A 26,448-nucleotide genomic window follows, 5' to 3' on the forward strand; every position below is an offset into this window, starting at 1 on the left:
TGCCCCATGGTCTACCTGCACGAAATCGCGAATGAGGATTTCCTCCTGCTCGACGCCGAATTGTCGGCCGCTCTGGCGCAGGAGGCGTCACGACGCCTGGCCCCCACGGCCGTGGTGGTGCGCCGGCGCGGAGGCCAGCAGGGCAAGCATCATCTCTACACGACCGAGGATTTCACTGCTCGGCTCGCCACGGTGCCTGGGCACCTCGGCCTGTTCGAGGCGCTCGGCCTCGATGACAGCAACTGCACGCCGACGTTGGATGCGTATGCCGACGCCGAGGCCGCTCCGGAGCGCTGCGTCATCCTCGACGGCGATCGCGTCGTCAGCTTCCTCGACGACGCCCTGCCACCTCCTCTCGGCCTCCGGGTCGGCGCCGTCGAGGGGGGCGAGGTGCCGCTCTCGATCGAAGTTTACCTGCCAGACCCGCTCATGGTGGGGCATACCTGCTCGCTTGTCGTCTGGGCCGTCCGCTCCGAGGCCCTCTCGCGTTCCCCTTCCGCGATGCAGCCTGGGACAAGCTTGGATATCGTGGTCCATCCACGCCGGGGGCTCGCGCTGGATGGTCGTCGTGAGGCGTCTCTGGTGGTCACCTCCGAGGCAGAGACGCCCAGGCTTCAGTTCAAGGTGCGCGCGACCGAGCGATGCCGGGCCAGCGTGGACGTGCTCTGCTTCCATGCCGGGCAGGAGGTCTGCCGGATGCGGCTGGAGAGGGACACCGCGCCCGAGGAGATGGTGCCGGAAGAGCGTCACAAGCCGGAGCGCCGGCCGATCGCGGCGCTCCTGCCCGCGCAGCCTGATCTCATGATGCACTTCATCCTGGCCCAGAACGGCCACACCGGGTGCCACGAGATCTTGCTGAGGGTGACGGCGGCCGACCAATCCCTGGACATCAATCTGAAGCAGTACGGACCGATGGAGCTTCGCGCGGATCCTCGCGATTTTTTCGATGCACTTCATGACAAGATCAACCAGCTTCCTCTCGCTACCATCTCGGACAGGACGCTGGCGAGGGAGAAGCTGGCTCGCATCGGCGCGGATCTGTTCGAGAACCTCTTGCCGGAGGAGCTGCGCTCCCTTCTCTGGTCGTTGCAACGACGCATCAAGACGATCTTGGTTCAGTCAGAGGAGCCGTGGATCCCTTGGGAGCTGCTCCGGATGACGCGGAGAGATGAGCACGGCCACACCGTGGAGGGGCCGCATCTCTGCGAGGCGTTCGCGATGACCCGCTGGATACCCAACAACCGCGGGATGAAACATGCGCTGGGCGCCCTCCGCCGCATCGCCTTGGTTACCTGCCTTGCGTCGAGCCTTCCATACGCCGAAAAGGAGCGGAAATTCATTCGCTCACTCTCCCGAGGGGGGCGGGAGATCGAGGACATCCCCGCCTCGTGGCTCTCGGTGATCGATGCAATGAAGAAGGGTACGCACGACGCCTGGCACTTCACTGGCCATGGAAGGCGCCCCAGCATGGACATGGGTGCTGCAGCGATCATGCTGGACAACGGGGACAAGCTCACCTCAGACGATATCTCGGGGACTGTGCAGAACTGCGGAAAGACGCGGCCGGTGGTCGTGCTCAACGCATGTCACTCCGGCCGCCAGGAGCTGTCGTTGACCGGGTTAGGTGGCTTCGCGAGGGCCTTCGTCCACGCAGGAGCGGCCGCCGTCGTAGGTCCGATCTGGGCCGTCGACGATTACGCGGCATACCGATTCACGAGAGCTTTTTATGCACGCCTGCTCGAGGGCGCAACCGTGGGCGAAGCGACGCGCGACGCGCGCGCCGTCGTCCGCCGCGTCGATCCCGTCGCGGCGCTCGCCTTCACGGTCTTCGCGAATCCCAGCGCGAGGGTACAACGATGAGCGACGATGACGCGACGATGACGGTGTCCATCCGTGCGCTGCTCCAGGCCCGCACGCCCGGCGAGCGCTACCGATGCCTCCGAGATCACCCCGCGCTGATCGGACCGGACGGCGTGAAGGAGATTGCCAAGCTCACCGCCGAACAGCAGGACGAGGACGCACGGGGCATCTTGCTCGAGCTCGGCGCGCTTCTGAAACGCTGCGCCGAGATCGGCGTGGAGACTGCGCTCGCGGAGGAGGCAACATACGACCAGGCGGAAATTGGCAGAACCGCGGCTGCTTTCCTCAATGCCGAGAGCTGGCCCGAGTCTCGCGACCTCCTCGAGCAGCACCTCGAGCTACTACGCCCGGAGGTCATCGCCGCGCTGGAAGCCTGCGCCGCAGAGCAGGAAGACGGGAGCCGTCGGCTGCTCGTTCTCGAGCACTGCGCTCTGCTCGGGCGCTGTCGCGAGCGAGGCATCGTTCGGGCGTATCGTGAGAGAGATGGATGGAACAGTGTAGAGACGCCGCCCGAGCTGGAGACACACGTGGACGTGGCCACCTGGCTCAAGCCCCGGAGCACGGTCGAGCCGGGAGCCGCACGCCTGCTGATTCAGGTTCTCGAGCATGCCCTCGAGCGGGCTGATGCGGACCAGTATCCGGCCTTTCGTGGCGCGTTGCTGCACGAGCTCGGCTGCGCCTATTTCGCCTTCCCTGGTGAAGATCGGAGTGACAACCTCCAACGGGCGATCACATGGTTCAACGAAGCGCTGCCCCTGCGGCGCCTGCATGCTGAACCTTTCGAGTTTGCAATGACGTTGTTCAGCCTCGGCAATACGCTGCTGGATCTCCCATCCAAGGAGGGCAGGCAGGAGCGTCTGGACCTGGCGATCGCGTGCCTTCTGGGCTCGCTCGACATCTGGACGCCAGAGTCCGCATCTCTTGATTACGCGCGCGCACAGAGCGCCTTGGGAAGTGCCTACGCCGCGTATCCAGCCGCAGATCGTCGCAGCTGGCTCGGGCTGGCAATCGCCTGCTACGAGCAGGCCCTGCGCTTCCTCACGCGTGACGAGCACCCTGATGAGCACGCAGACATCCAGCTCTACCTGGGCGAATGCCGCCGTCTTCGCGTAGTCAACCATCGAGGGAGCAACCCCGCGCAGCTCCCCCGCTACACCGGCGAGGCGCAGCGCCGTCAGCGAGCTGCGCTGCAAGTGGCCGCATCGCCTGTCATGGAGTCAACCTTTTTGCCAGAGGCCGGTGCTGCCGAGGCGGAGCTGCGGCTGTCCATCGCGCATTACGAGGAGGCGCTCCGATGGTTTCGCCGGGAGGGCCAGACAGACAACGTGGCGCTCGCCGAGCACGGCCTCGGCATGGCCTATGCCGGTCGGCCAGATGATCGTACGGCCAATCTCCTGCGGGCGATCGAGCACTACGAGAGGGCGCTCGATCTGTACCTTCTGAGCGACGCGCCCCGCGACCGCGCCTCTGTGCAGCTCAACCTGGGCGCCGCCTATGCCGATCTGCCCGTGCGCGATCGGAGCGAGAATCTCCGGCAGGCCATTGCATGCTACACGGACGCGCTGCAGGTGTTCACGCTCGCCACCCATCCCGAGGAGTATGCGCTCGCGTGCAACAACCTCGGCGTGGCGTACACGACACTCCCGACAGGAGATCCCGTACAAAATCGCCGTCGCGCGATCGCCTACCTCAACGAGGCGCTGCGCGTGTATACTCCGGATTCATCACCTCATGATTATGCGATGATCCAGAGCAACCTCGGCAACGCCCACGATGGAGTTACTGTGGGCGACCGCTCGGCGCACATCGAACTGGCCATCGCGTTCTACTTCGACGCCGCACGCGTCCGGACTCGAGAGGCGGCCCCCTACAGCTACGCGCGTACGATGAACAACCTCGGCGGTGCCTATGCGCAGCGCGCCGTGGGCGAGCGAACGGCGAACCTGCGCGAAGCGATCGCCTGCTACCGCGCCGCGCTGGACGTGTACACCGCGGAGCATGACCCCTCGGACTATGCGCTCGCGCACGCCAACTTGGCGAACGCCGAGCTCGAGCTCCCAACGGACGCCGCGGGGTCGAACTCTCGGCGGGCGATCGCCTCGTGCCAGGAGGCGCTCCGCGTCTTCACGAAGGAGCGTTACCCCGTGGAGTATGGGTGGGTCCAGATCGCCCTGGGCCAGGCTCTCCTGGGGCTCGCGACGTTCGATGCGGGCCGCCCGGTCGAGGCTATCAGGTGCTTCGAAGAGGCGCTGCGGCTCTTCACGTTGGAGGCAGAGCCGATCGCGTATGCGACAGCGCAGAACAACCTCGGCATCGCCCTCGCCGGTCGCGGCGGTGACGTGCGAGATGAGGACGCGGAGCGGGCATTCCGCTGCTTCGAGGAGGCGCTCCGCGTCTTCACCAGGGAGGCGGCCCCCCACGATGCCCGCCGCGCCGCGAGCAACCTCGGCACCCTGCACTTCGCGCGGCAGAACTGGGACGCGGCCGCGGAAGCGTACGACGTCGCCATGGACGCGGGCGAGCGGATGTACCGGGCCGGGCTCTCGGCCGCGAGCAAGTCAGCGGAGATATCTCAAAATGCCGCGATCCACCGGCACGCCGTGATCGCCGCTGCTCGGCTCGGCGACGTCGAGCGAGCGTGGGTGATCCACGAGCGCGGCAAGGCGCGCCTCTTGTTTGAGGCGCTGCGGTTGCGGGAGCCTCGTCCGGAAGGTGTGCCGGACAGCCTCTGGGCCACGTTCGAGCGGGCGGGCGCCTCGGCCAGGGTCTACCTCCTTCCCGGCGTGAGCCCGGCTGAGGGAGCACGGAGAACGCCCGAGGAGCACGCAGCCTGGGCCGACGCGGCGCGTGGAGCCGCGGCCGCGCTGGACGCCGTGATCGGGCAGATTCGCGAGCACGCGCCCCGCTTTCTTCGGGAGCTCGACCTTGTCACGCTCCGCGCTGCAATTCCGGATGAACGCACCGCGATGCTCTCCTTCTGCATCACCGAGAGGGAAGCGGTCGCGCTCGTCCTGACGCGTGATCCGAGCGAGCCCCCGCGGGCGATCGACTTACCAGGCGTCCATCCCGCGTGGCTAGAGGAGCTCGTGACGAGTCTGCACGCAGGTCCGGACGCGCCGACCGATGGTGGAGGCGACGCCTGGAGCAGCGACGTCGGCAGATACCGACTCATCCTTGATCGTATGCTTCCCGAGGTGGGACAGAAGCTCATCGCACCGGTCCTCCCGAGCTTGCCTGCCCGTATCGACCGGCTCGTGATCTTGCCTTCGGGTTGGCTGTTCCTCGTCCCACTTCACGCCGCGCTGCTGCCGGGCGAGCCCGTGGAGCGGCTCTACGAGCGCTACGAGATCACATACGCTCCCTCTGTGGCGGTCCTCAGCAGCCTGAGCGAGAGATCGAGCCGCCCCGCAGGAGTCGGGCTGTATGCTGTAGTGAACCCTGAGCCGTCCGCCAAGGCAAGGCTCCCTTTCGCGCGAGTCGAGGGCGAGGCCATCGCAGCGCGCTTCGCGGAACGGGAGGTATGCTCGCAGCAGAATGCCACCCGGGAGGCGGTCGAGGCCGGGTTGCGCGGCAGGGCGTGCATCCACTTCGCCTGCCACGCCGCTTACAGCTGGGATGACCCTGGCCAATCGAGCCTGAGCCTCGCGGACGGTCGCCTCACGCTGGACGAGCTCCAGCGCGGCCGCATGGACCTCGCCGCGGCCCGGCTGGTCACGCTTTCCGCGTGCCAGACCGGCCTGACGGATGTGGTGCGCGGGGTCGACGAGTACGTTGGCCTGCCGGCGGGTTTCATGCTGGCAGGGGTGCCCAGCGTCGTGAGCAGCCTCTGGAGCGTATCCGATTTTTCCACCGCGCTGCTGATGGATCGCTTCTACTGCAACTACGCAAGCGGCAGGATGAGCGCGGCGTCGGCGCTGCGCGAGGCCCAGGGGTGGGTTCGTGATGCGCCTGTCGGTCGAGTAGCGTCGTACGCTGAGCACTGCTACCGAATGTCTCTGCCGGAAGACGCGGCGGCTCTGCTCCGACTGTGGCGTCATTATCGGCTCATCGCAAAGCGGACCCCGACGGTGCGACCGTTCGAGCACCCGTACTACTGGGGAGCGTTCGTCGTCAACGGTGCCTGAGAGGCAGGCGCTGCGCAAGACGGCGCCCTCCTTCGTGCTCCGAGGACGACCTCGCCCGACGTGGTTCGCCGGGGGCTGACCGTGCTGGCGCGCAGCAGCCGATCGCCTTCATTCCGAGCGATATTGACACGCAACTCTGGAAGGATGGACGCCGAGGGCGCGTGCGGGCATCCGCGTATCACGCTTCAAGCCGTAGCGGAGGTTGCGCTCAAGGTACGCATTTCTTCGTACTTTCCAGAGAGCATCGCAGGCTTGATTATCTCCCCGATGGTTGCTGGCTCGGTGCGCTCCTCGCGCGAGCGCGACCACCGCGGCCCGCGGTGGGAACGACGAGGTGCGCATTGATTGCGCCGGACAATCGCTGCGAAGAGGATCTACGTCGCACATCTCTGGAGGGATAGGTCCATGTCCTGGAAACGAATACTTCTTCTGCTGACTGCAGGCTCATTTGGAGTTCATGCAGCCGGGTGCGTCGCCGATGCATCGGGGTCGCTCTCCGGCGATGACGAAGCGGACGAATCGGGTGAGGTCGCGACCACGCCGGACAACGGAGCGGAGGAGATCGGGGAAGCGCGCGACGCCGCCGGGTTCGGCACGGGGGGCTGGATCAACATCAACATCAACACCAAGGAAGGATGGTTCGGCAGCGCAAACGGGGCTACCTGCATCCTGGAGGTATCTTACCACGAGTGCTCCACTTGTGGATACACGGATAAAGACAGATTCACTACCACGAGCAGCGGCGGCGCATGCAGGTTCTTTGGCGCATATTCCTGGCCATACACAGTCACCAACTTCATCGCTGCCGGCAGCGCCACATACAGAGGAAGGACTCTTCTCACGGGAAAGAAGACTGGGCCGATCGCCCAGTCTGGCTGGAACGCAGGGCTCATCTCGACCACATTCGATCTCACGTTTTGAAGCATGTCGACGGGGGTCGATCTCACCTGCCCGGTCCCGGGGGATGATCGGCGCAGCGGCTGCCGGGGCAGGTGAGTGAGCGGAGGTGGAGGCTCGGGCGCGCTGTGAAGTTGGACTGCTTTCGAAGCGGGCCCGTGTGCTCCTCACCGGTGGAAGGGCGCGAGCCTGCTCAGCGTCACATGACGACCCCCCACGACCGCCACACTCACGCACGCCTCGCCGTCCCAGCGGAGCCGCGGATCCAGGCGCACCTCGCCCGGCGCGAGCGCGCCAGTCAGCGCGAGCAGCGCGCCTACCTCGATCCCCTCCAGCTCTCGGCGCCGACGTCGCCCGCGGACGGCGGGCAGAGCACGCGCCCCGCCGGCGCGAGCGCGGCGCGCGGCGGCTCGCCGAGCGCCGCGATCAGCTCGGCGAGGTCGCGGCCCACAGCCGCGGGCGCCGTCGCCGCCGGCAGCTCCAGACCGCGATCCCGGGCAGGTCGGCGCCGCGCGCTCGGGCGGGAGCGCGACCCCGCGGGACCCGAGCCGCGGCGCTGCCGCCGCGGCGACGATGAGCCCCGGGGACGCCAGCGTCAGCGCCGCGAGCCGACCCAGGTTGCGGTGCGCCACGCTGACGCCGGAGCGCAATTCGCCTCGGAATGGCGCTGGATCCGGGCTGCCGAAGCCGGGTGTGTCCTCGCGCGCGACGGGCGTTTGCTCGGTAGCGCAAAGGCATTGATGCGCTGGTCGGCCAGACCACCGGCGGCTTCAGCTGCGGCGGCGACGCGCTTCCCGCGGGGAGCATGCTCGTCAAGCTGGACGCCGATGGCGAGCACGTCCTCAGCCGGTCGATCCCGTTTGTCCACCGGTATGCCACGATCGCCTTTGACGCCGCCGGCGACATGCTTGTCACCTCCGAGAACAGCCTCTCCAAATTCAGCGCAAACGGAGCGGAGCTCTGGACGCTCCCGATCGCAGGCGCGGACATTGTTGACCTCGCCGTGTCACCCCTCGGCACGCTCGCGATCACCGGCCACGCGGATGGCGACCCGGCCCTCGATTTCGGGGCCGGCCCGATCTCCCTCCCAGCGCCCCTGGACGGCTTCGTCGCGGCGTTCACCCCGTGAGCGCGCCGGGGGCTTTCATGACGCCCCCGCGGAAGACAACCCGGCGCTCGTACGCGTCGGCCTCCCCGGCCCGCGCTCTCGCCCCGGTGCTGGCTGCGGCGACGGAGCCTACGCGGGGTGCATCTGCTGCAACGCGTACCGAATGCCGCTCTGGAGCGTGCCAGACGTCACGATCGACCCTAGATCGACGCCCAGATCCACGAGGGTCTGCGCCACCGACGGCTTGATCCCGGTCAGCACGACCTTCGCGCCGACGAGGCCGACCGCCCGGGCGGCGCGGACGAGGGAATCTGCCACGCTCGAGTCGACGTCGCGAACGCCGGTGATGTCCAGGATCGCGACGGACGCCTGCCTCGCGACGACGCCATCGAGGAGCGTCTCGAGCACCTGGTTCGCGCGGGTGCTGTCGATGGTGCCGATGAGCGGCATGACCACGACCTTGTCGGCGATCGGGATGAGCGGCGTGCTGAGCTCTCGCACGGCCGCCGCATGCGCTTCCCTCTCGTCCGAGAGCTGCCGTGCGACGTGCTCCGACGTGACGTCCCAGAAGATACCCTGGATCCCCACGATCTCGCCGCGCAGGTCGCGCACCGGCGCCTTAATCACCCTGACGTAGATCGTCTCTCCGGTCGCAGGCACCCTGTGCTCCTCGATCGTCTCGAAGACCTGACCGGTCTTCAACAGGTGGGCGTCATCCTGCCTGTACTTCTCGGCCAGCTCGCGCGGGTAGATATCGAACGGCGTCTTTCCGCGGAGCTGCTCCAGGGTCGTCCCCACCGACTCGAGGAGCGCGCGGTTCGCGAAGACACACCGCCCGTCCAGATCGCTCCGGAAGATGCTTTGAGGGACCAGGTCGAGGAGCGACAGATGAGCGAGCTCACGCTCGCGCCAGGCCTTCTCCGCGAGCTCCAGCTCGGCGACGCGTTGACGCAGACGGCTCAGCTCTTCTCGGTCATCCGGACCCTTCATCATTGGAATGCCCCCCTCCCTACCCCTGCGTGCCATGCACGATCCGCACCGGATCGAGGCGTAACATGGGTGCGCCTCGATCCACAACAAGCTCGCCCCGGTGAACCAGGAGAAGAACAGCCGTTCGATCGCTGCCGTGTCGCCCCCTGCTGCGGAGGTCGCGTGGTCAGAGCCTGTCTGTGCGCCTGCCGAGCCCGCACGAGAACACAGGGAAGAAAGGCCCACGCCGCGTGCGTCAGCGTGCGATGCCATGCTCGGCAGGGCCATGTGCGCGTCGTTTGTAGAACAGCGGCGCGTCCGCGCTCACGTTGCCTTACTCACATGGTTCGAGCGATCGCCGTCCGGAACCGCGTAACCCGTGAGCAGCGAGCGGGACCGACCTCGCGAAACGGCATTTGCTCGAAGGAGGGAGTGATGAGCACGGTGCCGCGCGCACACGATACGAGGTGTGCCATCCTCGTGATCTGGAACGGGCTCTCCGCCGACGACCCGAGGCCCGCGCTGCCGCGATCGCGCCGCGTCCCGCGCCGGAGGGACAGCCGCGGCCGTGTCAGCGCGTGACGGCGAACCCCAGCGCCTCCACGGCCGCGCAGGAGTCGCCGTCCCAGCCGAGCCGCGGCTCCAGGCGCAGCTCGCCCGGCGCGAGCGCCACGGCCAGCGCGAGCAGCGCGCCGACCTCGACCGCCTCCAGCTCGGGCCCAGCGTCACCCGCGAACGGCGGGCTGAGCACGCGCCCCGCCGGCGCGAGCGCGAGCGCGGCGCGCGGCGGCTCGCCGACCGCCGCGCCCAGCTCGGCGAGGTCTCGGCCCACGACGGCGGGCGCCGTCGCCGCCGGCCAGATCCAGACCGCGATCCCGGGCAGATCGGCGACGCACGCCGCCGCCGCGCGCTCGGGCGGGAGCGCGGTCCCGCGGGCGCCGAGCCGCGGGGCCGCCACCGCGGCGACGACGAGCCCCGGCGGGGCCAGCGTCAGCGCCGCGAGCCGACCCAGGTTGCGGTGCGCCGCGGCCCTCCGGGCGGCGATCCCGGCGAGCTCCTCGGGCCGGTCATAGACGAGCTCGACCTCGCGCTGCACCGCGACGTGGGGCGCTGTCTGCGCCGCCGCCGCGAGCGCCCGCTCGCGCGTCTCCCCGTCCGGCGCCGGCGCTCCGCCCTCCGTCTCCGCGCGCGGCATGCCTTCGTCGATCTCCAGCCGCTCGCGGAGGAGCTGGGCCACCCGCGCGGGCAATCCCAGCGAGCCGAGCGCCCACGCCGCGGAGAACCAGTCGCCCGGCGCACACCCAGAGAGAAGCTCCCCGGGCGCGAGCGCCCCGGCCGACGCGCGATCCCAGGCGGCGAGCGCCGCCCCGAGCGGATGGCCCAGCTCGCGGAAGATCTCCCCCGCCTCGTCGAGCGCCGCCGCGGCGCCGGCATCGCCGAGGTCTCGCCGCGCGCGCCCGATCGCCCGCGCCGCGTAGGCGATCCAGGTCCGGAGCGGCGGCGCCGCGCGCGCGGCCACGTCGCGGGCGGACGTCGCGAGCGCGAGGGCGTCGTCGGCGCGCCCCAGCTCCAGCGCCAGATCCGACAGGAACGTGAGCGCCCGGGCGCGGCCGAACGCGTCGCCGAGGCGCGCGCAGAGCCACTCCTGTCGCTGCAGCGGGGCGCGGGCGCGCTCGAGGGCGCCGAGGCCGAGCGCCGCCGCGCCCAGCTGGCCGCAGGCGATCGCCTCGCCCACGGCGTCGCCGCGGCGGCGGTGGAGCTCGGCCGCGTGCTCCAGCAGCGCCTCCGCCGCGCCGTGGGCCCCGAGGGTCACGTAGAGGGTGCCGAGCGAGTTCAGGATCTGCGCCCGCTCGTCGAGGAACGGCTCCGACCGGCGCAGCGCCGACAGCAGCGTGCGCTGCGCGGCCGCGGCGTCGCCGAGGAGCCGCTCGGCCGCGCCGCGGTAGTGGCCGGCGACGACGGCGGCGCGGCGGCCGGGAGCGCCCGCGCCCGCGATGGCGTCGAGCTCCTCGACGGCGGCCGCGCAGGCAGACCGCCCGTCGCGGCGCAGGCGCGCGAGCGCCGCCTCGCAACGGGCGAGCTCCCGGCCCTCGACCTCACCTTCGCGGCCGAACGCGGCGGCGGCCCCGTCGAGGTGCAGGACCGCGGCGTCCAGCGCGCCCTCGCGCAGCGCGAGCGCGCCGCGCGCGAACCCGAGCGCCGCCGCGAGGAGCGCGCCGCCGGGGAGCGGCGCGTCTCCCGTCCCAGGTTCGCCGCCGCCGGGAACCGGCGCGCCGCCCGCCCCAGGTTCGCCGCCACGACCGAGCAGCGCCTCGACGCGCTCGATCTCGGCGCGGACCTCCCCGGCCGGCGCGCTGCGGAGCAGCCGCGGCAGCGGCGACACGCGGTCGAGCGGCTCAAGCGGGCGCACGGCGCTCCTCCGGCTCCTCCGCGGCGCCGCTCCCCTCCGCGCGCCTGCCTGCACCGCGCGCGAGCTCGTGCAGCGCCGCCTTCACCGCCTCGATCGAGAGCTCCGGCCAGGCCGCGCGGATCCGCGCGACGTGCGCGGTCACGTGGGGCGCCGCGAACGACGTGCCGGTCCAGCGCTGCTCGCCGCCGCCGGGCGCGGGCGCGAGCACCTCGTCGCCGGGCGCGAGGATCTCGTGGTCGAGCGTGAGCTCGCTCCGGAGCGCCTCCGGGTCCTGGAACGGCCCTCGGCCGACGCCGATCAGCGACTTGAAGCGCCCTGGATAGGTGCGGAACGCCGCCGCGTTGGGGCCGGCGGCCACGACCACGACCTGCGCCGTGTAGGCCGCGTCGGCGACCTCGTAGAGCTCGACCAGGGAGCGGTGGTCGCCGGGGCGGAGCGGCGCGCCCTTCGGGATGTCGATGCCGAGGCTCAGGTTGACCACGGAGAACCGCTCGCGGACGCAGAACTGCAGCGCCGCGATGAGCCCGTCGCGCGAGCATCGCCCGTCGTCGCCGAGGGCGCGCACGCTCGTGATCTCGGCCCCGGGCGCCATGCGGTGGACGATGCCAGCGCACGCGGTCCCGTGCCCGCTGACGTCTCCTGGCGCGCACGGCGCCACCTCGTGCGCGCCGCCGCGCCGGACCAGCGCGACGTGGCGCAGCGCCGCCGCGCGCAGCGCGGGGTGCGAGGCGTCGACGCCGGAGTCGACCAGCGCGACCCGCACGCCCGCGCCGTGACGCGCGCCCCTGAGCTCGCCGCCGGCTCCGCCGCGCTCGCCGCCCGTTCCTGCCGGAGCAGCCGCGGTCACGCCCCGCTCCCCTCCCCCTGCGCGCCGCTCGCGTAGGCGTCGATCCGCGCGAGCAGGTCGAGCGCCAGGCGGGCCTCGGCCTCGCCGCGCTCGGCGAGCCGCCCCACCACGGCCGCGAGCTCCAGGCGCCGGCGGTACTCGGGGGTGAGGCGGAGCGCGTGGATGTGCCGCTCCAGCGCGGCGCGGAGCGACGTCGGCGGCGCGGCCGCCCCTTCCGGCTCCGGCTCGCCGGCGCCCGACGCCGCCTGACCTGGCGCCGGCGCGAGCAGGTCTGGCATCGCGCGCGCGAAGAGCTCGAAGACGACGCGCTCGGTGCGGAACGACTCCACGGTGAGGGCGAGGACCTCGGCGAGCCGCTCGGCCAGGTCGAGCTCCCGCCCCCCGAGCGGCGCGGCGCGGGAATCGCGGGAGAAGAGCGCGGCGCCCCCCACGGTCGCCGCGCCCACGCGGATCGGCACGAAGATCGCGGCCGCCGGCGCCGCGGCCAGGAGCGGCCGCAGCGGCGCGATCATCGGCTCGCCGTCGGAGAGCGCCACCGCGTGCCCGCCCCCGCCGCCGAGCAGGTACGCGAACGGGGTGCCGCTCGGCGGGAACTCCGCGCCCGACGCGCGGAAGCCGGCCGCGTCCGCGACGACGGGGACCGTGAGCCGCCCGAGCGCCTCCATCTCGAGCGCGACGAGCGCCTCCGCGCAAGGCATGGCGAGGCAGGCGAAGCGCAGGTGCTCGCCGAGCCCGCGCACGCGCGCCTCGACCGCGCCGAGGAGCGCCGCCGACTCCACGGTCGAGAGCAGATCGCGCAGGCGCGCGGTGAACGGCGCGAGCGGCGACCGCAGCGCGTGCGGGTGGGGCGAGAGGGCCCGCGCCGGGGCGGGCGGAGCGCCCGGCGCGGAGCGATCGGCGAGCGGCATGGGGCGGCGATGCTACCCCCGGAAGCCGCCGGAGCGAACCGCCATCACGTCCGCGCCGGACGCGCCCTACGCGCCCTACGCGTCATACACGAAAGACGCGCTCCCGCCCGCGAGGTTCCGGTTGACGTGCTCCGCGCCTCTCCTAGCATGAGAGGGCATGCGGCGATCCAGCTGCCCATCGCGCTGTCCGCAGCGATCGCCCGCGCCCGCGGCGCACGCGTCGCGGCTCATCGGACCTCTCGCTCCGGCGCGGGAGCGATGAGCCCGCCCGCGAGCGAGCAGCGGCGCCGCCTCGCCGTCGTGCTGTGGGGTGTCCTCGGCGTCGTGGCCGTCCTTGTCGAGGCCATCTATCGGCTCGGCGCGACGGCGGCTCGCATCCTCACGACGCACGCGCTCACGACGGGCCAGCTCATCTTGCTTGTCGCGTGGACGGTCGTGATCGCCTATTTCGAGGGGTACCGCGGCTTTCAGCAGCGCTTCTCGCCGCGGGTCGTCGCGCGCGCGCTCCACCTCGCGGAGCGCCGGCGGCCGCTCCACGTCGCGCTGGCGCCGCTCTACTGCATGGCGCTCTTCCACGCGACGCGCCGCCGGCTGATCGCGACGTGGGCGCTCATCGCGGGCATCGTGGCGCTCATCCTGCTCGTGCGGCAGATGTCCCCGCCCTACCGCGCCATCGTCGACGCCGGCGTCGCCTTCGCGCTCGCCTGGGGGACCGTGGCCATCCTCGTCGACATGGCGCGGGGGCTCGCTGGCCGCCCGCTCGGCATCGCGCCGGACGTCCCGGAAGACGCGTCCCCGCCCGCGGTCAGCGCGGAGCAGCTCGCCCGCCAGGCCGTGCAGGCGGGCGGCCCCTACGACACGTGAGCCCGCTGGGGCGAGCGAGGAGCCCCCGAGATCCCTGAGCTCCGCGAGCTCCACGCGAGCAGGCGACTCCAGCAGAGACGCTCCGACAGGCGAGCGGGCTACTCCGGCAACGCCTCGCAATACGCCCTGAGCTGAACCGCGCTGCTGTCTCACCTGTGGCCTTCTGGTCATCGTCTCTGGCGCCGTCCTTCAGAGCGACAATCCATTTGTAAATACATCTCTCTATCTGGCGTGTGGCGCGATGCCTCGTGAGGCCCGGCGCGCGCGTTGGCGCGATCACGCTTCACGCGGCGCCCCGCGCCCGTGACCGCCATTGGCCCGGGCCGTGCTTGGCCTGGGAGCGCTCGCAGAGAGCACGTCAGCGAGGGGACCGACTGCGCTCCGCGGAGCGCGCACCGGGGAATTGTGCAGAACTCGAGCAGCAGACAGGAACCGCCCGGCGGGAACGCAGAGACCGTCGACGAGCTCATCGTGCCTGTGGTCGCGCAGGAGCTCGAGGTGACGAAGCGCACGATCGAGTCTGGCCGTGTCCGCATCACCAAGCAGGTCCACGAGCGGGTGGAGGCGGTCGCGGAGCCGCTCGAGCGCGAGCGCGTCTTCGTGGAGCGCGTCGCCATCGGTCAGGTGGTGAAGGAGCCGCCCGCGACCCGGCAGGAGGGCGACACCCTGATCGTGCCAGTCGTCGAGGAGGTGCTCGTCGTCGAGAAGCGCCTGCTGCTCAAGGAGGAGCTCCACATCACCCGGGTCCGCTCGGTCGAGATGAGCCCGCCGGAGCACGTGACGCTCCGGAGCGAGGACGTCCAGGTCGAGCGCGTCCCCCCGCGCGGACGTGATGGAGGCTGAGGCGTCTCCGAGGGGCCCCGGCATCCAGGGCCCCGATCAGCAAACCCCACCTCGCGCGCGGCGCGAGGGAGAGAAACGCCCCGAGGGGCCACAATGATGGAGGTCATACCATGAATCACACCGATCGTTCCATGTCGCCGTCCCAGCGTGCTCAACAGCTGAGCAAGTCCCAGCAGACGACCCGGACCGCGACCGAGAAGACAGCGAAGACCGAGGAGCTCCGGGCCGATGTCCTGCAGGAGCAGGTCGCCGTCCCCGTGATCGAGGAGGAGCTGCAGGTCGGCAAGCGCGAGGTGAACCGCGGCGGCGTGCGCGTGTCGAGTCGCCTTGTCGAGCAGCCGGTCCAGGAGTCGGTGATGCTGCGCGAGGAGCACGTCCACGTCGAGCGGCACCCGGTCGATCGGCCGCTTCAGCCGGCCGCGCTCGACACCTTCCAGTCCGGCACGGTGGAGCTCGTCGAGACCGACGAGGAGGCCGTCGTCGCGAAGAAGGCGCGCGTCATCGAGGAGGTCGTCGTCAGCAAGGCGGTGACCCAGCGGGCCGAGCAGATCCGGGAGACGCTGCGCCACACCGAGGTGCACGTCGAGCCGATCAGCGCGGTCGAGCGCACGAACGGGATGCGGGGATACGAGCAGTACGACGCTGACTTCCGGAAGCACTACGAGGCCGGCCCGTACTCCACGCACGGCTATGCCTACGATCAGGTCGCCCCGGCGTACCTGTTCGGCTACCAGCTCGGGACGTCCCAGAACTTCAAGGGACACGACTGGACGAGCATCGAGCCCGAAGCGGGCAAGGCGTGGGAAGAGCGCAATCCTGGCACGTGGGAGCACATGAAGGCCGCGGTGCGCCACGCCTGGGACAAGGTCTCGGGCAAAGCCTAGCTCCGTGCGTCGGAAATCCCGCCAGAGAAGACGGTCGTCTCCGTACCGGAAGGAGCAAAGCATGGAGCTCGGCGCGTTTTCGATCAGCCTGGCTGTCAAGGATCTCGAGGCTTCGAGGAGGTTCTACGAGAAGTTCGGTTTCAAGGCCTTCGCCGGGGATGCCGCGCAGAACTGGCTGCTCTTGAAGGACGGCGACCACGTGATCGGGCTGTTTCAAGGGATGTTCGAGAAGAACATCCTCACCTTCAACCCCGGCTGGGACCAGAACGCCCAGAAGCTCGCCTCGTTCACCCATATCCGCGACTGCAGCGCCAGCTGAAGGCACAAGGGGTACAATTGCCACGTCGCCAGCGCGGCGCGGGGGAGGGCTACGCGTCCCACGCGATGGGGAGCGAGTCGAACGCGCGCATGATGATAAACGGGCTCCGGCGCGCGGGGTCCTTCCCGCGCCGCAGGCCGGGCAGCCGCACGAGGAGCTCTTCGAGCGCGATCTTCGCCTCCGTGCGCGCCAGCAGCGAGCCGACGCAGAAGTGGATGCCCTTGCCGAAGGCGAGGTGCTTGCCCGTGTCCCCGCGGTGGATGTCGAAGCGCTCGCCGTCGGCGAACTCTGCCTCGTCCCGGTTCCCCGACGCATAAAGCAGGTACACCCGTGCGCCTTTCGGGATACGGACCCCGGCCACCTCGGCGTCCGCCGTCACCGCCCGGAAGAAGCCGCGGACCGGGGACTCGCAGCGCAGCATCTCGTCGATGGCGCCCGGGATCAGCGACGGGTCCCCGCGCAGCGCCTCTGCCACCTCCGGGTGCGCGAGCAAGAGGTCGATCCCGCTCGCGAGCAGGGCCGTCGTCGTCTCGTGCCCGGCGGCCAGCAGATCCATCGCGTTGCAGACCGCCTCCTGCATGCTCAGCGCCGCGCTCCCGCCGATCTCCTCCGGGACGAGGAGCGAGAGCAGGTCCTCCCGCGGCTCGGCGCGGCGCGCCCCGATCTGGGCCTGGAAATAGCGCTGCATCGCCACGTATCCGCGGGCGCTCGCCACCTGCGCCTCTGGCGGCGCGCTCCCCGCCATCAGCGCCTGCTTGTCCTCGTGCCACGCCCTGAGCTGCTTCATCTCGGAGCGCGGCACCCCGAGCAGATCGCAGATGACGTACCCCGGCAGCGGCAGGGCGATCTGCGAGACCAGCTCGGCGTGCCCATCGCGGATGAAGGCGTCGATCAGCTCCCGCGTGAGCTCGCGGATGTGCCCCTCCAGCGCCGCCACGCGCAGAGGGGTGAAGGCCTTGCCGAAGACGGCGCGCACGCGCGTGTGATCGGGCGGGTCGCTCTGCACGAGCGAGGTGAACTCCTCGTACCCCTCGCGGAGGACCGCGCGGACCTCGGGGATCGGCTCGGCCCTGACATAGAGCGAGTTGAAGGACGAGAACCGGTCCGTGTCCCGCAGGACGGCCACGATGTCGGCGTACCTGGTGACGATCCACACGTCGAGCCGGGGGCTATAGAAGACCGGCTCCTCGCGCCGCGCGCGCGCATAGATCGGGTAAGGGTCCTCGACCTGCTCGGGGAGGAAGGGGTTGAAGAGCGCGCCGAGGGAGCCCCTCGGCGGCGGGATCTGCTCCGGAGCTGCCTTCACGATGTCGCCTCCTGGACGGCCCTGGGGAGGAGCGGGCCGAGCCCGGAGGATACCTCATCGGTGACGCCCTCCGGGAGCGGCGCGATCACCTGCTCCCGGCGCCAGCGCTGGCATGGGACGCGGCACATGCCAGCGCGGTGCCAGCGGGCCCGTGCCGGCAGGCGCCCTCCCGGCACGTAGGTAAAAGAAGCCGGATCGCAGCGCGAAGAAGTATAGCGCAGTAAACCGAAAAGGTGGGACCGCGAGCGTCATGATGGCTCGGTCCTGGGTCGAAAGAGCGTGGTCCGGGCGGCGCCGAGCGCGCTACGGGGCGCATCGGCGTGCCGTGGGCACACGTGTCCGTCCGGGCGTTGGTCTGGCCGAGCCGAGAAAACCCGATCGGTAAAATGGCCATCAATCAGAGAGAGGGCACTGCTCGTAGCAGCGCCAGGCCTCCGTGCTGCGGTCCGTGCCGCCGGCGAAAGACGCCTTGATCTCGTCGCAGGGCGCGTCGAGCACGCACGACGCGCGACACTCCTCGTGTTCGGAGCAGCCGGAGAGGTCGTCGTCGAGCTCGAGGGCGTCGACCCCGCAGGCCTCGGCGTGCTCGACGGCATCCGCGCATTTCCCCGTCTTGCAGCCGGCCGCGAGGAGCGCGGTCGCAATGAAAATCGACGCCATGAGATAATTCTTGTGCATATCCAGCTCTGCAGCTCGCAACGTGTGGATGGAGGGGAGCTGGCCGGCCCATGCAGCGCGGCGCCCCGGAAGCGGCCCGCCGTTGCCGCCGGCCCCTTCACCCGATGGAGAACGTGGGGGAGCCGGTCTGGGCACGGGCCGATGTCGATTTTTGGCTTCCAGTCTTGCTGGAATGCGGCGAAGGTTGAACCGTGGGATCGGCCCGCTCGGATGGGAAGTGATCGCGTCTCGCAGCCTTAGGCCGGGCGCATCGCGTACCGGCTCAAGTACCCGACGCGGGGCGCCCCCCAACCGGATCATGCCGCCGGTAAATTCATTGCTCGACCTGCCGCATTGATTCCTCCGCCTCGGCATCCATTGGTGCGTACAGCAGCGTGCTCGCACCGCGCTCGAAATGGCACGGCGCCGTGACACCACGCGTCCCTTCGATACCACGGAAGGACAATTCGGCAGCTACCCGGAGCGGCGGGCCACGAGATGACTCACGCACAGGCAAAGCAGCCGCCCAGGCGAAGAGGCGACGCGTGTTGCTCTCGTGACCGCCCGGGAAAACTCCTCAGCGCTCGTCGCGCTTTCGCCTGGCGGCCCTGGAGGAGCGCGCGCGGCCTGCGGCGTGCTGCAGGAGCGGGCTCACCTCTCGCGCGGCCTCGATCAGCGCTCGCACCACGGGCGCGCCGTCGTCCTCCGCGCGCCATGTGACGACCTCGCTCAGATCGATGTGGAGGTCTTCGACGGGCCGCCACAGGAGCGAGGTCTGCGAAGCCAGCTCCCAGAACTTCTCCGAGAGGAAGGTGACCGCGTCGCCGATCACGACCAGGGCCATGAGCGCCTCCAGGTCGAGCACCTCCGCCGTCACGTGCAGCGTCACGCCCTGCGCGCGCGCCGCCGTGATGATGTCCGCGTGGAGCCTCGGATAGAGCTGACGTGGCTGGAGCAGCACGCGCTCGCTCTCGAGGTCTCGAAGCCGGATCTTCTTGAGCCGTGCGAGCCGATGCTCAGGGGAGAGCAGCAGCCCCAGTCGTTCGCGCGTCATCTCGAGGTGGCCGAGGGCGCCGTCTTCGGGCGCGTAGGCCCCGTAGCCGAAGGCGATCGTCCCCTGCCGCAGCGCCGTCCACTGCTCCAGGCTGCTCATGGGGACGAGCTGGAGGCCGATGCGGGGCGCTCGCCGACGAAACGCCGCGACGAGAGACAAGAACGAGCCCATGAAGGTCGTGCCCGTCTCGAAGCCGATGACCACGGTTCCGAGCCTGCCTTCGGCGATTCCCCTGGCTTCGTCGACGGCCGCGTCAACGCTCGCGAGGATGCTCCTGGCTCTCTCCGCGAAGGACTTCCCGGCGGCCGTGAGCTTGATCCCGCGCCCCTCGGGCGCGAAGAGCTCAACGCCCATCTCCTCCTCGAGGTCCTTCATCTGCCGGCTCAATGGAGACTGCGAGACGTGGAGCCTGGTGGCGGCTCGGCGGAAGCTCTGCTCCTCGGCGATCGTGACGAAATAGCGCAGGTGTCGGAGCTCCATGGTCTCGACCGTTACCCTACAGGCATCATAGCCGTGCGATCAATGTCTTGGACGGCTCGGTTCGAGAAACATACCTTGCCCGCCATGAACTCGACGATCCCGACGCGTCCCGCCTCCCGGGTGCTGGTCTCCGGCGCCAGCGTCTCCGGTCTCACCGTCGCCTATTGGCTCGCCCGCCGCGGCTTCGCGGTCACGGTGGTCGAGCGTGCGCCGCACCTGCGCCCGGGCGGGCACGCGCTCGACGTTCGGGGGCCGGCCCTGGAGGTCGCGGAGCGGATGGGCATCCTCGCCACGCTTCGCGATCGGAGCACGGGGCTGACGGGCATCTCCGTGGTCGACTCGGCCGGTCAGGAGATCTTTCGGAGCACGGAGAGCACCTTGACGGGCGGCCGGCTCGACAGCCCCGACATCGAGATCTTGCGCGACGACCTGTGTCACGTGCTCCACGAAGCCGTGGGCCCCCGGGTCGAGTACCTCTTCGCCGATACCATCACGTCGATGACCCAGGACGAGTCGGGCGTCGACGTCACGTTCGCCAAGGCTGCGCCTCGCCGCTTCGAGCTGGTGGTCGGCGCCGACGGATTGGGTTCGGGGGTGCGGCGGATCGCCTTCGGCCCCGATGAGCAGTTCATCCGCGCCTTCGGCGACCTGTACGTCGCGACGTTCGGCATGCCGAACTTCCTCGGTCTCGAGCGCTGGCAGGTCATGTACCGGCAGCCGGACTCCGTCGGCGCGCTGGTCATGGGCCTGCAGAAGGATGTCCACGCGAGGACGTATCTCGGCTTCAACGCGCCGAAGGGGTTCGACCACGACTTCCGCGACATCGACGCGCAGAAGCGATTGCTCGCCGACCGCGTCGCGGGCGCAGGCTGGGTCATTCCGCAGATCGTGGAGCACATGCTGCGCGCGACCGACTTCCATTTCTACTCGCTGAGCCAGATCCGCATGAGCAGCTGGTCACGCGGGCGGATCGTGCTGGTCGGCGATGCTGGCTACGCCGTCTCTCTGGGTACGGGGCAGGCTACCTCGGTCGCGATGGTCGGCGCTTACGTTCTGGCCAGTGAGATCGCCATGCACGAGGAGGATCTGGTGGGCGGCATCGCCGCGTACGAGGACGCCCTGCGCGCCTACGTGATCCGCAATCAGGACATCGCGCTGGACCAGAACGCAAAGCCTGACGAACCGACCGACGAGGGGCAGACCGCCGCCGCCGGCAGCATCCCGGACTTCGGAGCGCTGACGCTGCCGTTCGATTTCAAGAGCTACGATGGCGGCGCCGGCGATGCCCATCCGAAGCGGCGGTAGCCAGGGGCTTGCGATCTTCCTGGCCTGCTGCGCTCGACGCGCTCCTTTGCGATCGGGGGTCGCAGCACGTCACGCAGCACCCAGAAAACCTGCACCTTCCTGAGCATCGGCGGGTGCACTCTGCGAAAGTAGGGCTAGAGCACCGCGGAGATGCTGTCGGCCCGCGAGCACGAGCGCGGCGAGCACCGTGGCACTTGAGCGAGCCCTCGAGCTGCGCGGCTGAGACGCCTCAACGCCTCCCCGGCTCGAACCGGATCGGCAGCCGCGTCGGCCCGTGCACGTGGAGCGTCTTGCGCGGCTCCCACGGCGCGTTGCTCGCGAGCCGCAGCCCTTCGAGCCGCGACACCAGATCGGGCAGCGCCACCTTCGCCTCGAGCCGCGCGAGCGGCGCGCCGATGCAGAAATGGATGCCGTGGCCGAAGCCGACGTGCGGGTTGGGATCGCGGCCGACGTCGAAGCGCTCGGGAGCCTCGAACACCTTCGGATCGCGGTTGGCCGAGCCGATCATCGCGAGCACCAGCTTGCCGGCCGGGATCGGCTGGCCGTGCATCTCGACGTCGCGCCGCGGCGCGCGGAACACCGCCTGGACCGGCGAGCGATACCGCAGCACCTCCTCGATGGCCGAGGGCCAGAGCGCGGGAGAGGCGCGGAGGCGCGCGAGCTCGGACGGGTGATCGAGCAGGCAGAGGATCGCGTTGGTGATCAGGTTGGTGGTGGTCTCGCTCCCGGCGAGGAGCAGGAGCAGGAAGAAATCGAGGATCTCGTCCTCGACGAGCCGCTCTCCGTCGACCTCGGCCTCGACGAGGCGGGTCAGCAGATCGTCCTCCGGCGCCCGCCTGCGCTCGGGGAGGATGCCCGCGAGGTAGGCGCGGATCTCCTCCCGCGCCGCGCCGAACTCCCGCGCTGCGCGCGCCCCCTCCTCGCCGCCGCCGATGGTCTGGCTGAGGTTCAGGATCGCGTCGCTCCAGCGCTTGAAGCGATCGCGATCCGCGAGGGGGATCCCGAGCATCTCGGCGATCACCAGGATGGGGAGCTGCACGGCGTAGTCGGCGCAGAGATCCATCTCGCCGCGCTCGATGGTCCGATCGACGAGCTCGCGCGACAGCTCGCGGATCCGCGGCTCGAGGCCCGCGATCGAGCGCGGGGTGAAGGCCTTCACCACGACGGATCGCAGCTTGGTGTGGCGCGGCGGATCGGTGAAGATCATCCAGTCGAGAGGCCCGCCGCCCGGCGGCGCCGCGCGGGAGCTGAAGGTGTCGTGATCGTGGATCGCACGTTTGACACCCTCGTAGTCGAGGATCATCCAGATCTCGCCGCCCGGCACGGCGAGCACCGGAGAGACGCTCCGCATCTGCGCGTAGAGCGGGTACGGGTTGCGGCGCATGTCTTCGGAGATGAAGTTCAGCACGTCGTTCGACCTCCATCGCTCGGAGTTGGGGTGCGACCCGGACGGACGCCCGAGCATGCCTCCCGCGCCGCGATCCCCGGAGAAAGGCGCGCAGCGGGTCGAGGCATGCGGCTACAGTACGGCCCTACGCCATGCTGCGCTTGAACGAATCCCGGATCGGCGGCGTGATCACGGACGCGTTCGCGGCGCGCGCCTCGCCGTCGCTGGTTTCGACGCTCCACGCCCAGCACGCGACCATGATCTACGCCGGGCTCGACGGCGACGTGACCGTCACCGAGGAGGGTAGCCCGCCGATCCGCGCGCGCGTCGTCGTGGTTCCCCCCGAGGTGGATCACGCCACCTTCTGCCCGGGCCCCGCGATCGTGCTCCACCACGATCCGGAGCTCGCGCCCGAGGTCGCCGTCTACGCCCGCCAGCGGGGTCGCGCCTCACCGCTCGAGGGCCGCCTCGCCGCGCGCCTCGGCGGCGCCCTCCATTCGCACCGCGCCTCGCTGTCGCGCCCTGACGTGCTCGCGGGTCTGGCGTGCGAATCCGCAGCATGGTTTGCGGAAGAGGCCCCGCGCCGCGATCTCGACACGCGGGTCGCGAGCGTGGTCGAGGCGCTGCGCGATCCGGACGCCGATCGGCATCTCGTGCTGGCGAGGACCCGGCTCTCCGCCGCGCACCTGCAAGCGCTGTTCGTGCGCGACGTCGGGGTGCCGATCCGCACGTACCTCTTGTGGCGGAGGCTCCTGATCGCGATCGCGTCGTGCGTGCGGCTCGACAACACGAACGCAGCGCATTTCGCGGGTTTTTCGGATCTCGCGCACCTGTCGCGGACGTGCCGGAGGATGCTGGGGTATTCCCCCACGCTGCTGCGCCGGGAGTTCGTCTCGACGTAGCCGCGTCCTCGACGGTTCACGGGCAGCCGTCGAGCGTCACGGCGGGGCCGTAGTCGTCGGAGCTCTCGGTCGTGTCGCCGGCCGCCGAGTAGACGATCGCCTGCAGCACGACGCTGCCCGATACCCGTCGAACGCGGGCGTACACGCGGACTCGACGGTGCTCGGCAGGTCCGCGAAGAAGCGCACCGAGTCAGCGCAAGAGCGCCTCCCTCGCCGCGGCGTTGAGCCCGCCGGCGCGTGTCGCCGGCAACTCGGTCGCATGATCTTCGGTCGCAGCGAGTTGCGCGCTACCCCGGCTTCTTCGCCACCACGAACGCAACCATCCCCCCACCACCGACCTCCCTCTCCTCGATCTCGACGAACCCTACCTCGCGCATCTCGCGGAGGATCGTCTCGCGATCGTAGACATGGACGACCGGCGCCTTCCCGAACCAGCGCAGCACGGTGATGAGCGCGCCGTAAGGCACCCAGGTGCCGCCGAGGCAGACGTTGGACGAGATGAACGAGCCGCCGGGCTTGAGGAGGTCGAAGATCGTCTTGAGGGTGCGCCCCCGATCGGGGACGAGGTGGAGGATGGAGTAGGCCCAGGCGCTGTCGAAGTGCTCGGGCTCATACGGAGCAGGTCCGTCGAGCGTGCCCTGGCGAAAGGTGACGTTGGTCGCGCCTTGGACCTGCTTCTTCTGATTGGCGATGCGGATCATCTCGGACGAGACGTCCATCGCGTGGATGTGGCCGGCGAACGGCGACATCTCCAGGGCGAGCGAGCCGGTGCCGCAGCCGATCTCGAGGACTGTCGAGCCCGGGCGCAGGAGCTCGCGGGTGATGGCCTTCTTGCGCTCGAAGGCCGTGACGTTCCCCACCGGCTTGGCGGCGTACTTCTCGGCGATGTCGTCCCAGAACTTGGCGTCGGTGCTCATCGTGGTCGACGATTCTATGCACGCGGCGCGTCTGCGCCCGGTGCAAGTTCGCGACGCAAGGGCGCAGTTTCGCGCCACCGCTCGGCTTCGCCGCGGAACAGCGCTGCGCGCTCTGTCATCGCCGCGGTGATGCCCTCGCGCGCGGCCCGCAGGCGCGCGTTGTCCCGGAGGTCGCGGTGGCTGAGGAGCCAGAAGTCGGCGACGTAGCGCAGGTCCGGCTTCGCGAGGCGCTGGAGCCCTGGCTCCGGATCGCCGGCGTAAGTGGGTAGCATCACGAAGCCGAGGCCCGCGTGTGCGGCCTCCATCATGATCGCCATCGACTCGAACGTGCCCCAGATCGGAACCTCGGGATAGCTCGACGACGCGACGAGCTCCTCGGCGATCTTGCGCAGGTTGGATCCGAGCCAGCGCGCGGGGCGCGCGCCGCGCTCGGGGTCGAGCTGGACCGCGTGCGCGGTCGCCACGTAGTTGCAGACGGTGATGGGGACGAGCCGCCGCCCGATCAGGTGCTCCGGCGGGGACGCGCTCGGAAGGAGCGCGCGGACCGCGATGTCGGCCTCGCGCCTCGACAGATCCAGGTTCTTGGCGTCGGCATCGAGCTCGAGCTCGATGCCGGGATGCTGCTCGCAGAGGCCGGCCAGGGCGCGGAGGAGGATCTTCGCGATGAAGGGGTCGGTGCAGGTCACCCGCACGGGCCCCTCGAGCCGCGCGTCTTGCCCGGCGAGGCCGCGCTCCAGCGCGGCCATCTCCCGCTCGACGCGCTCCGCCCCCGAGACCATCTCGTTGCCCGCGTCCGTCAGCAGGTACCCATCGCGGTGCCGGTCGAACAGCTTCACGCCGAGCCGCGTCTCGAGGGCCTCGACCCGCCGCGCCACGGTCGAGTGGCTCACGCCCAGCATCGAGCCCGCCGCGCGAACGGAGCCCGTTCGCGCGAGCGCGAGAAAATGGCGCACGTCATCCCAGTCCACGATGCCCGCCAGCATACCCCTCGCGCGGGCGCGCGACAGATGCAGACACGAGCCGTCGTGACCGAGGGCGCCGAGGCGCTGCGGGTCGACGTGACGGCCGAGGCGCGCGTCAAGGAGAACGCCCAGGCATCGCCGAGCGCGAAGAGGACCGAGGATAAAGGAGGCCCAGGCCCGCGCCCGAAGCGCGGGCCCCGCTCAGGCCTCCGGCAACGAGGCCCGTCCGTTCGCGCCGCCGGCGCCGGGGACCGCCGGGACCGCCGCGACTGCCGCGCTCGACTCGATCGCGCGCACGATGGCCGCGGCGACGCGCTTGTAGAGCTCGAAGAACTGGTCGTCCCCGAACCGGGATCCGCTGTGGAACAGGCCGGCGTTGAGCGGCGGGCCGGGGATGAACTCGTCCTTCCGGTCGTAGTGGCCGAGCACGTCGGCGTGGTCTGCCACGCAGATGCCGCCGAGCCCGGCGGGGTTCGTGGGATCCAGGATCTGGCAGGCGCTGTTGACCACCCCGTCGCTGGCGGCGAGGTCGAAGCGCGGCGTGGTCACCTCGGGACACCGGATCGCGGCCTCGGCGTGCTGCGCCAGGAGCGCGAGGGCCGCTCGCGCGGGCGAGGGCGCCCCGGCCGGATCGTGCTCCGCCGTGAGGCGGCGCAGCTCCAGGAAGAACGCATCCGCCTCGCGCGAGGCCTGGTCCGTCGTGAGCGTGGTCGTGACGAAGCAGGTCACGGGCACGCGCCCCTCGGAGCGACAGCGCCTCCGGAGCCGCGCCATCGAGACCGGCGAGAGGTCGTCGATCAGCTCGCGGCTTTGCCATAGCTGGAACAGGAACTTCGCCGTCTCGGGCCTGGCCGACGCCATCCCCCTCACGATGTCCGCGCTCTGCGCGACGCGCGGCACGAGGCAGGCGAGGATCCACGCCATCCGCGCCACGGACCGGGCAGAGCGCAGGTTCAGGCTCGGCGAGAGGATGAACCGCGCCACCTCGCTGGTCGCGAGGTACGTCCCGTGGAACGGCGACGCGATGGCGGTGACCGACGCGAGCTTGCTGCGCACCCGCGCGGCGTCGCCCCACGAACCCCCGTCGTGGAAGATCGACTCGGCGCACGTGAGGAGCTCTGCGTCGACGCCGCCGGCGCTGTGGCCGACCAGGTGAATGCGCTGCGCTCCGTCGAACTGCGCGTCGAGCGACACGAGCCACTTCAGCAGGAACTCCTGCCGGTGGGCGAGGCGACCCATGGGCAGCGTGCAGCACGGCACCACGGGGACAGGGCGGCCGAGGCGCATCTCCAGCGCCCCGCGGATGACCGAGATGACGCGCTCGGCGAAATAATAGAACTCCCCGACCCGACCGAAGCCCAGGAAGCCGGGCACGAGGACGACGACGTCCGCTGTCTGAGACGACATGATGGGACCTCCTCCACGACAAACGCAGTTTGTGGTCG

Annotated in this window: 22 protein-coding genes and 1 pseudogene; 10 read left to right on the top strand and 13 right to left on the bottom strand. The window is 70.2% G+C overall.

Annotation, left to right across the window (positions count from 1 at the left end):
* Window positions 1-6: 6 nt before the first annotated feature.
* From WME85_RS32490 to WME85_RS32500, 3 genes are all read left to right on the top strand, one after another.
* Window positions 7-1,860: a CHAT domain-containing protein gene (locus WME85_RS32490; protein WP_437826987.1), complete on the top strand. Its 1,854-nt coding sequence runs from the start codon at window positions 7-9 to the stop codon at window positions 1,858-1,860.
* Complete coding sequence (locus WME85_RS32495; RefSeq protein ID WP_437826988.1) at window positions 1,857-5,984, top strand: CHAT domain-containing protein; 4,128 nt, start codon at window positions 1,857-1,859, stop codon at window positions 5,982-5,984. Before WME85_RS32490 ends, WME85_RS32495 begins: the two co-directional genes overlap by 4 nt.
* 405 nt (window positions 5,985-6,389) lie before the next feature.
* Complete coding sequence (locus WME85_RS32500; RefSeq protein WP_437826989.1) at window positions 6,390-6,905, top strand: hypothetical protein; 516 nt, start codon at window positions 6,390-6,392, stop codon at window positions 6,903-6,905.
* A gap of 292 nt (window positions 6,906-7,197) precedes the next feature.
* On the opposite strand, the gene WME85_RS32505 is transcribed toward WME85_RS32500, so the two are convergent.
* On the bottom strand, window positions 7,198-7,332 hold the full coding sequence (locus WME85_RS32505) for a hypothetical protein (protein ID WP_437826990.1): 135 nt from the start codon (window positions 7,330-7,332) through the stop codon (window positions 7,198-7,200).
* A 354-nt stretch (window positions 7,333-7,686) separates the two neighbouring features.
* Between WME85_RS32505 and WME85_RS32510 the strand changes: the two genes are divergently transcribed.
* The gene (locus tag WME85_RS32510; RefSeq protein ID WP_437826991.1) at window positions 7,687-8,010 is read left to right on the top strand and encodes a hypothetical protein; all 324 of its coding nucleotides are present in this window, start codon (window positions 7,687-7,689) and stop codon (window positions 8,008-8,010) included.
* Window positions 8,011-8,118: 108 nt separating this feature from the next.
* Here WME85_RS32510 and WME85_RS32515 read toward each other — a convergent pair whose 3' ends face one another.
* From WME85_RS32515 to WME85_RS32530, 4 genes are all read right to left on the bottom strand, one after another.
* A complete protein-coding gene (locus tag WME85_RS32515; RefSeq protein WP_437826992.1) occupies window positions 8,119-8,982 on the bottom strand; it encodes a PAS domain-containing protein in 864 nt (287 codons plus the stop codon).
* 547 nt (window positions 8,983-9,529) lie between these two features.
* Window positions 9,530-11,368, bottom strand: a complete 1,839-nt coding sequence (locus tag WME85_RS32520; RefSeq protein WP_437826993.1) for a hypothetical protein — start codon at window positions 11,366-11,368, stop codon at window positions 9,530-9,532.
* Window positions 11,355-12,215, bottom strand: coding sequence for a S8 family peptidase (locus WME85_RS32525; protein ID WP_437826994.1), 861 nt, complete (start codon window positions 12,213-12,215; stop codon window positions 11,355-11,357). Before WME85_RS32525 ends, WME85_RS32520 begins: the two co-directional genes overlap by 14 nt.
* Window positions 12,212-13,123 carry a hypothetical protein gene (locus WME85_RS32530; RefSeq protein WP_437826995.1) on the bottom strand — a complete coding sequence of 304 codons (912 nt, stop codon included), beginning with the start codon at window positions 13,121-13,123 and terminating at the stop codon, window positions 12,212-12,214. Before WME85_RS32530 ends, WME85_RS32525 begins: the two co-directional genes overlap by 4 nt.
* A gap of 258 nt (window positions 13,124-13,381) precedes the next feature.
* Between WME85_RS32530 and WME85_RS32535 the strand changes: the two genes are divergently transcribed.
* The 4 genes and pseudogenes from WME85_RS32535 to WME85_RS32550 form a co-directional block, all read left to right on the top strand.
* Complete coding sequence (locus tag WME85_RS32535) at window positions 13,382-13,987, top strand: hypothetical protein (protein WP_437826996.1); 606 nt, start codon at window positions 13,382-13,384, stop codon at window positions 13,985-13,987.
* A gap of 471 nt (window positions 13,988-14,458) precedes the next feature.
* A complete protein-coding gene (locus WME85_RS32540) occupies window positions 14,459-14,830 on the top strand; it encodes a DUF2382 domain-containing protein (protein WP_437826997.1) in 372 nt (123 codons plus the stop codon).
* A 110-nt stretch (window positions 14,831-14,940) separates the two neighbouring features.
* Window positions 14,941-15,714 (top strand): YsnF/AvaK domain-containing protein, encoded by a 774-nt coding sequence (locus WME85_RS32545; RefSeq protein WP_437826998.1) that lies wholly within the window; start codon window positions 14,941-14,943, stop codon window positions 15,712-15,714.
* A gap of 61 nt (window positions 15,715-15,775) precedes the next feature.
* Window positions 15,776-16,092, top strand: a pseudogene (locus tag WME85_RS32550) (VOC family protein); the annotation flags it as partial.
* Here WME85_RS32550 and WME85_RS32555 read toward each other — a convergent pair.
* The 3 genes from WME85_RS32555 to WME85_RS32565 all read right to left on the bottom strand — a co-directional run bounded on the left by WME85_RS32555 (window position 16,083) and on the right by WME85_RS32565 (window position 19,530).
* Window positions 16,083-16,820 (bottom strand): cytochrome P450, encoded by a 738-nt coding sequence (locus tag WME85_RS32555; RefSeq protein ID WP_437842410.1) that lies wholly within the window; start codon window positions 16,818-16,820, stop codon window positions 16,083-16,085. The pseudogene WME85_RS32550 and the gene WME85_RS32555 sit on opposite strands and share 10 nt — an antisense overlap.
* Window positions 16,821-17,732: 912 nt before the next feature.
* A complete protein-coding gene (locus tag WME85_RS32560) occupies window positions 17,733-17,999 on the bottom strand; it encodes a hypothetical protein (protein ID WP_437826999.1) in 267 nt (88 codons plus the stop codon).
* A 574-nt stretch (window positions 18,000-18,573) separates the two neighbouring features.
* Window positions 18,574-19,530 (bottom strand): LysR family transcriptional regulator, encoded by a 957-nt coding sequence (locus WME85_RS32565; RefSeq protein WP_437827000.1) that lies wholly within the window; start codon window positions 19,528-19,530, stop codon window positions 18,574-18,576.
* A gap of 84 nt (window positions 19,531-19,614) precedes the next feature.
* Here WME85_RS32565 and WME85_RS32570 point away from each other — a divergent pair, with 84 nt between their 5' ends.
* A complete protein-coding gene (locus WME85_RS32570; RefSeq protein WP_437842412.1) occupies window positions 19,615-20,835 on the top strand; it encodes an FAD-dependent monooxygenase in 1,221 nt (406 codons plus the stop codon).
* Window positions 20,836-21,064: 229 nt separating this feature from the next.
* On the opposite strand, the gene WME85_RS32575 is transcribed toward WME85_RS32570, so the two are convergent.
* Window positions 21,065-22,243, bottom strand: coding sequence for a cytochrome P450 (locus WME85_RS32575; protein WP_437827001.1), 1,179 nt, complete (start codon window positions 22,241-22,243; stop codon window positions 21,065-21,067).
* A gap of 131 nt (window positions 22,244-22,374) precedes the next feature.
* Between WME85_RS32575 and WME85_RS32580 the strand changes: the two genes are divergently transcribed.
* Complete coding sequence (locus WME85_RS32580) at window positions 22,375-23,124, top strand: helix-turn-helix domain-containing protein (protein ID WP_437568361.1); 750 nt, start codon at window positions 22,375-22,377, stop codon at window positions 23,122-23,124.
* A gap of 16 nt (window positions 23,125-23,140) precedes the next feature.
* On the opposite strand, the gene WME85_RS32585 is transcribed toward WME85_RS32580, so the two are convergent.
* The 4 genes from WME85_RS32585 to WME85_RS32600 all read right to left on the bottom strand — a co-directional run bounded on the left by WME85_RS32585 (window position 23,141) and on the right by WME85_RS32600 (window position 26,410).
* Entirely contained in the window at window positions 23,141-23,269 is a 129-nt protein-coding gene (locus WME85_RS32585; RefSeq protein ID WP_437827002.1) for a hypothetical protein, read from the bottom strand.
* Window positions 23,270-23,411: 142 nt separating this feature from the next.
* Window positions 23,412-24,041 (bottom strand): class I SAM-dependent methyltransferase, encoded by a 630-nt coding sequence (locus WME85_RS32590; protein WP_437827003.1) that lies wholly within the window; start codon window positions 24,039-24,041, stop codon window positions 23,412-23,414.
* A 14-nt stretch (window positions 24,042-24,055) separates the two neighbouring features.
* The gene (locus WME85_RS32595) at window positions 24,056-25,009 is read right to left on the bottom strand and encodes a LysR family transcriptional regulator (protein WP_437827004.1); all 954 of its coding nucleotides are present in this window, start codon (window positions 25,007-25,009) and stop codon (window positions 24,056-24,058) included.
* 195 nt (window positions 25,010-25,204) lie between these two features.
* The gene (locus WME85_RS32600) at window positions 25,205-26,410 is read right to left on the bottom strand and encodes an esterase/lipase family protein (protein ID WP_437827005.1); all 1,206 of its coding nucleotides are present in this window, start codon (window positions 26,408-26,410) and stop codon (window positions 25,205-25,207) included.
* Window positions 26,411-26,448 lie beyond the last annotated feature (38 nt).

Source organism: Sorangium sp. So ce1153 (assembly GCF_051521595.1).
In the GTDB taxonomy this organism is placed as follows: Bacteria; Myxococcota_A; Polyangia; order Polyangiales; family Polyangiaceae; genus Sorangium.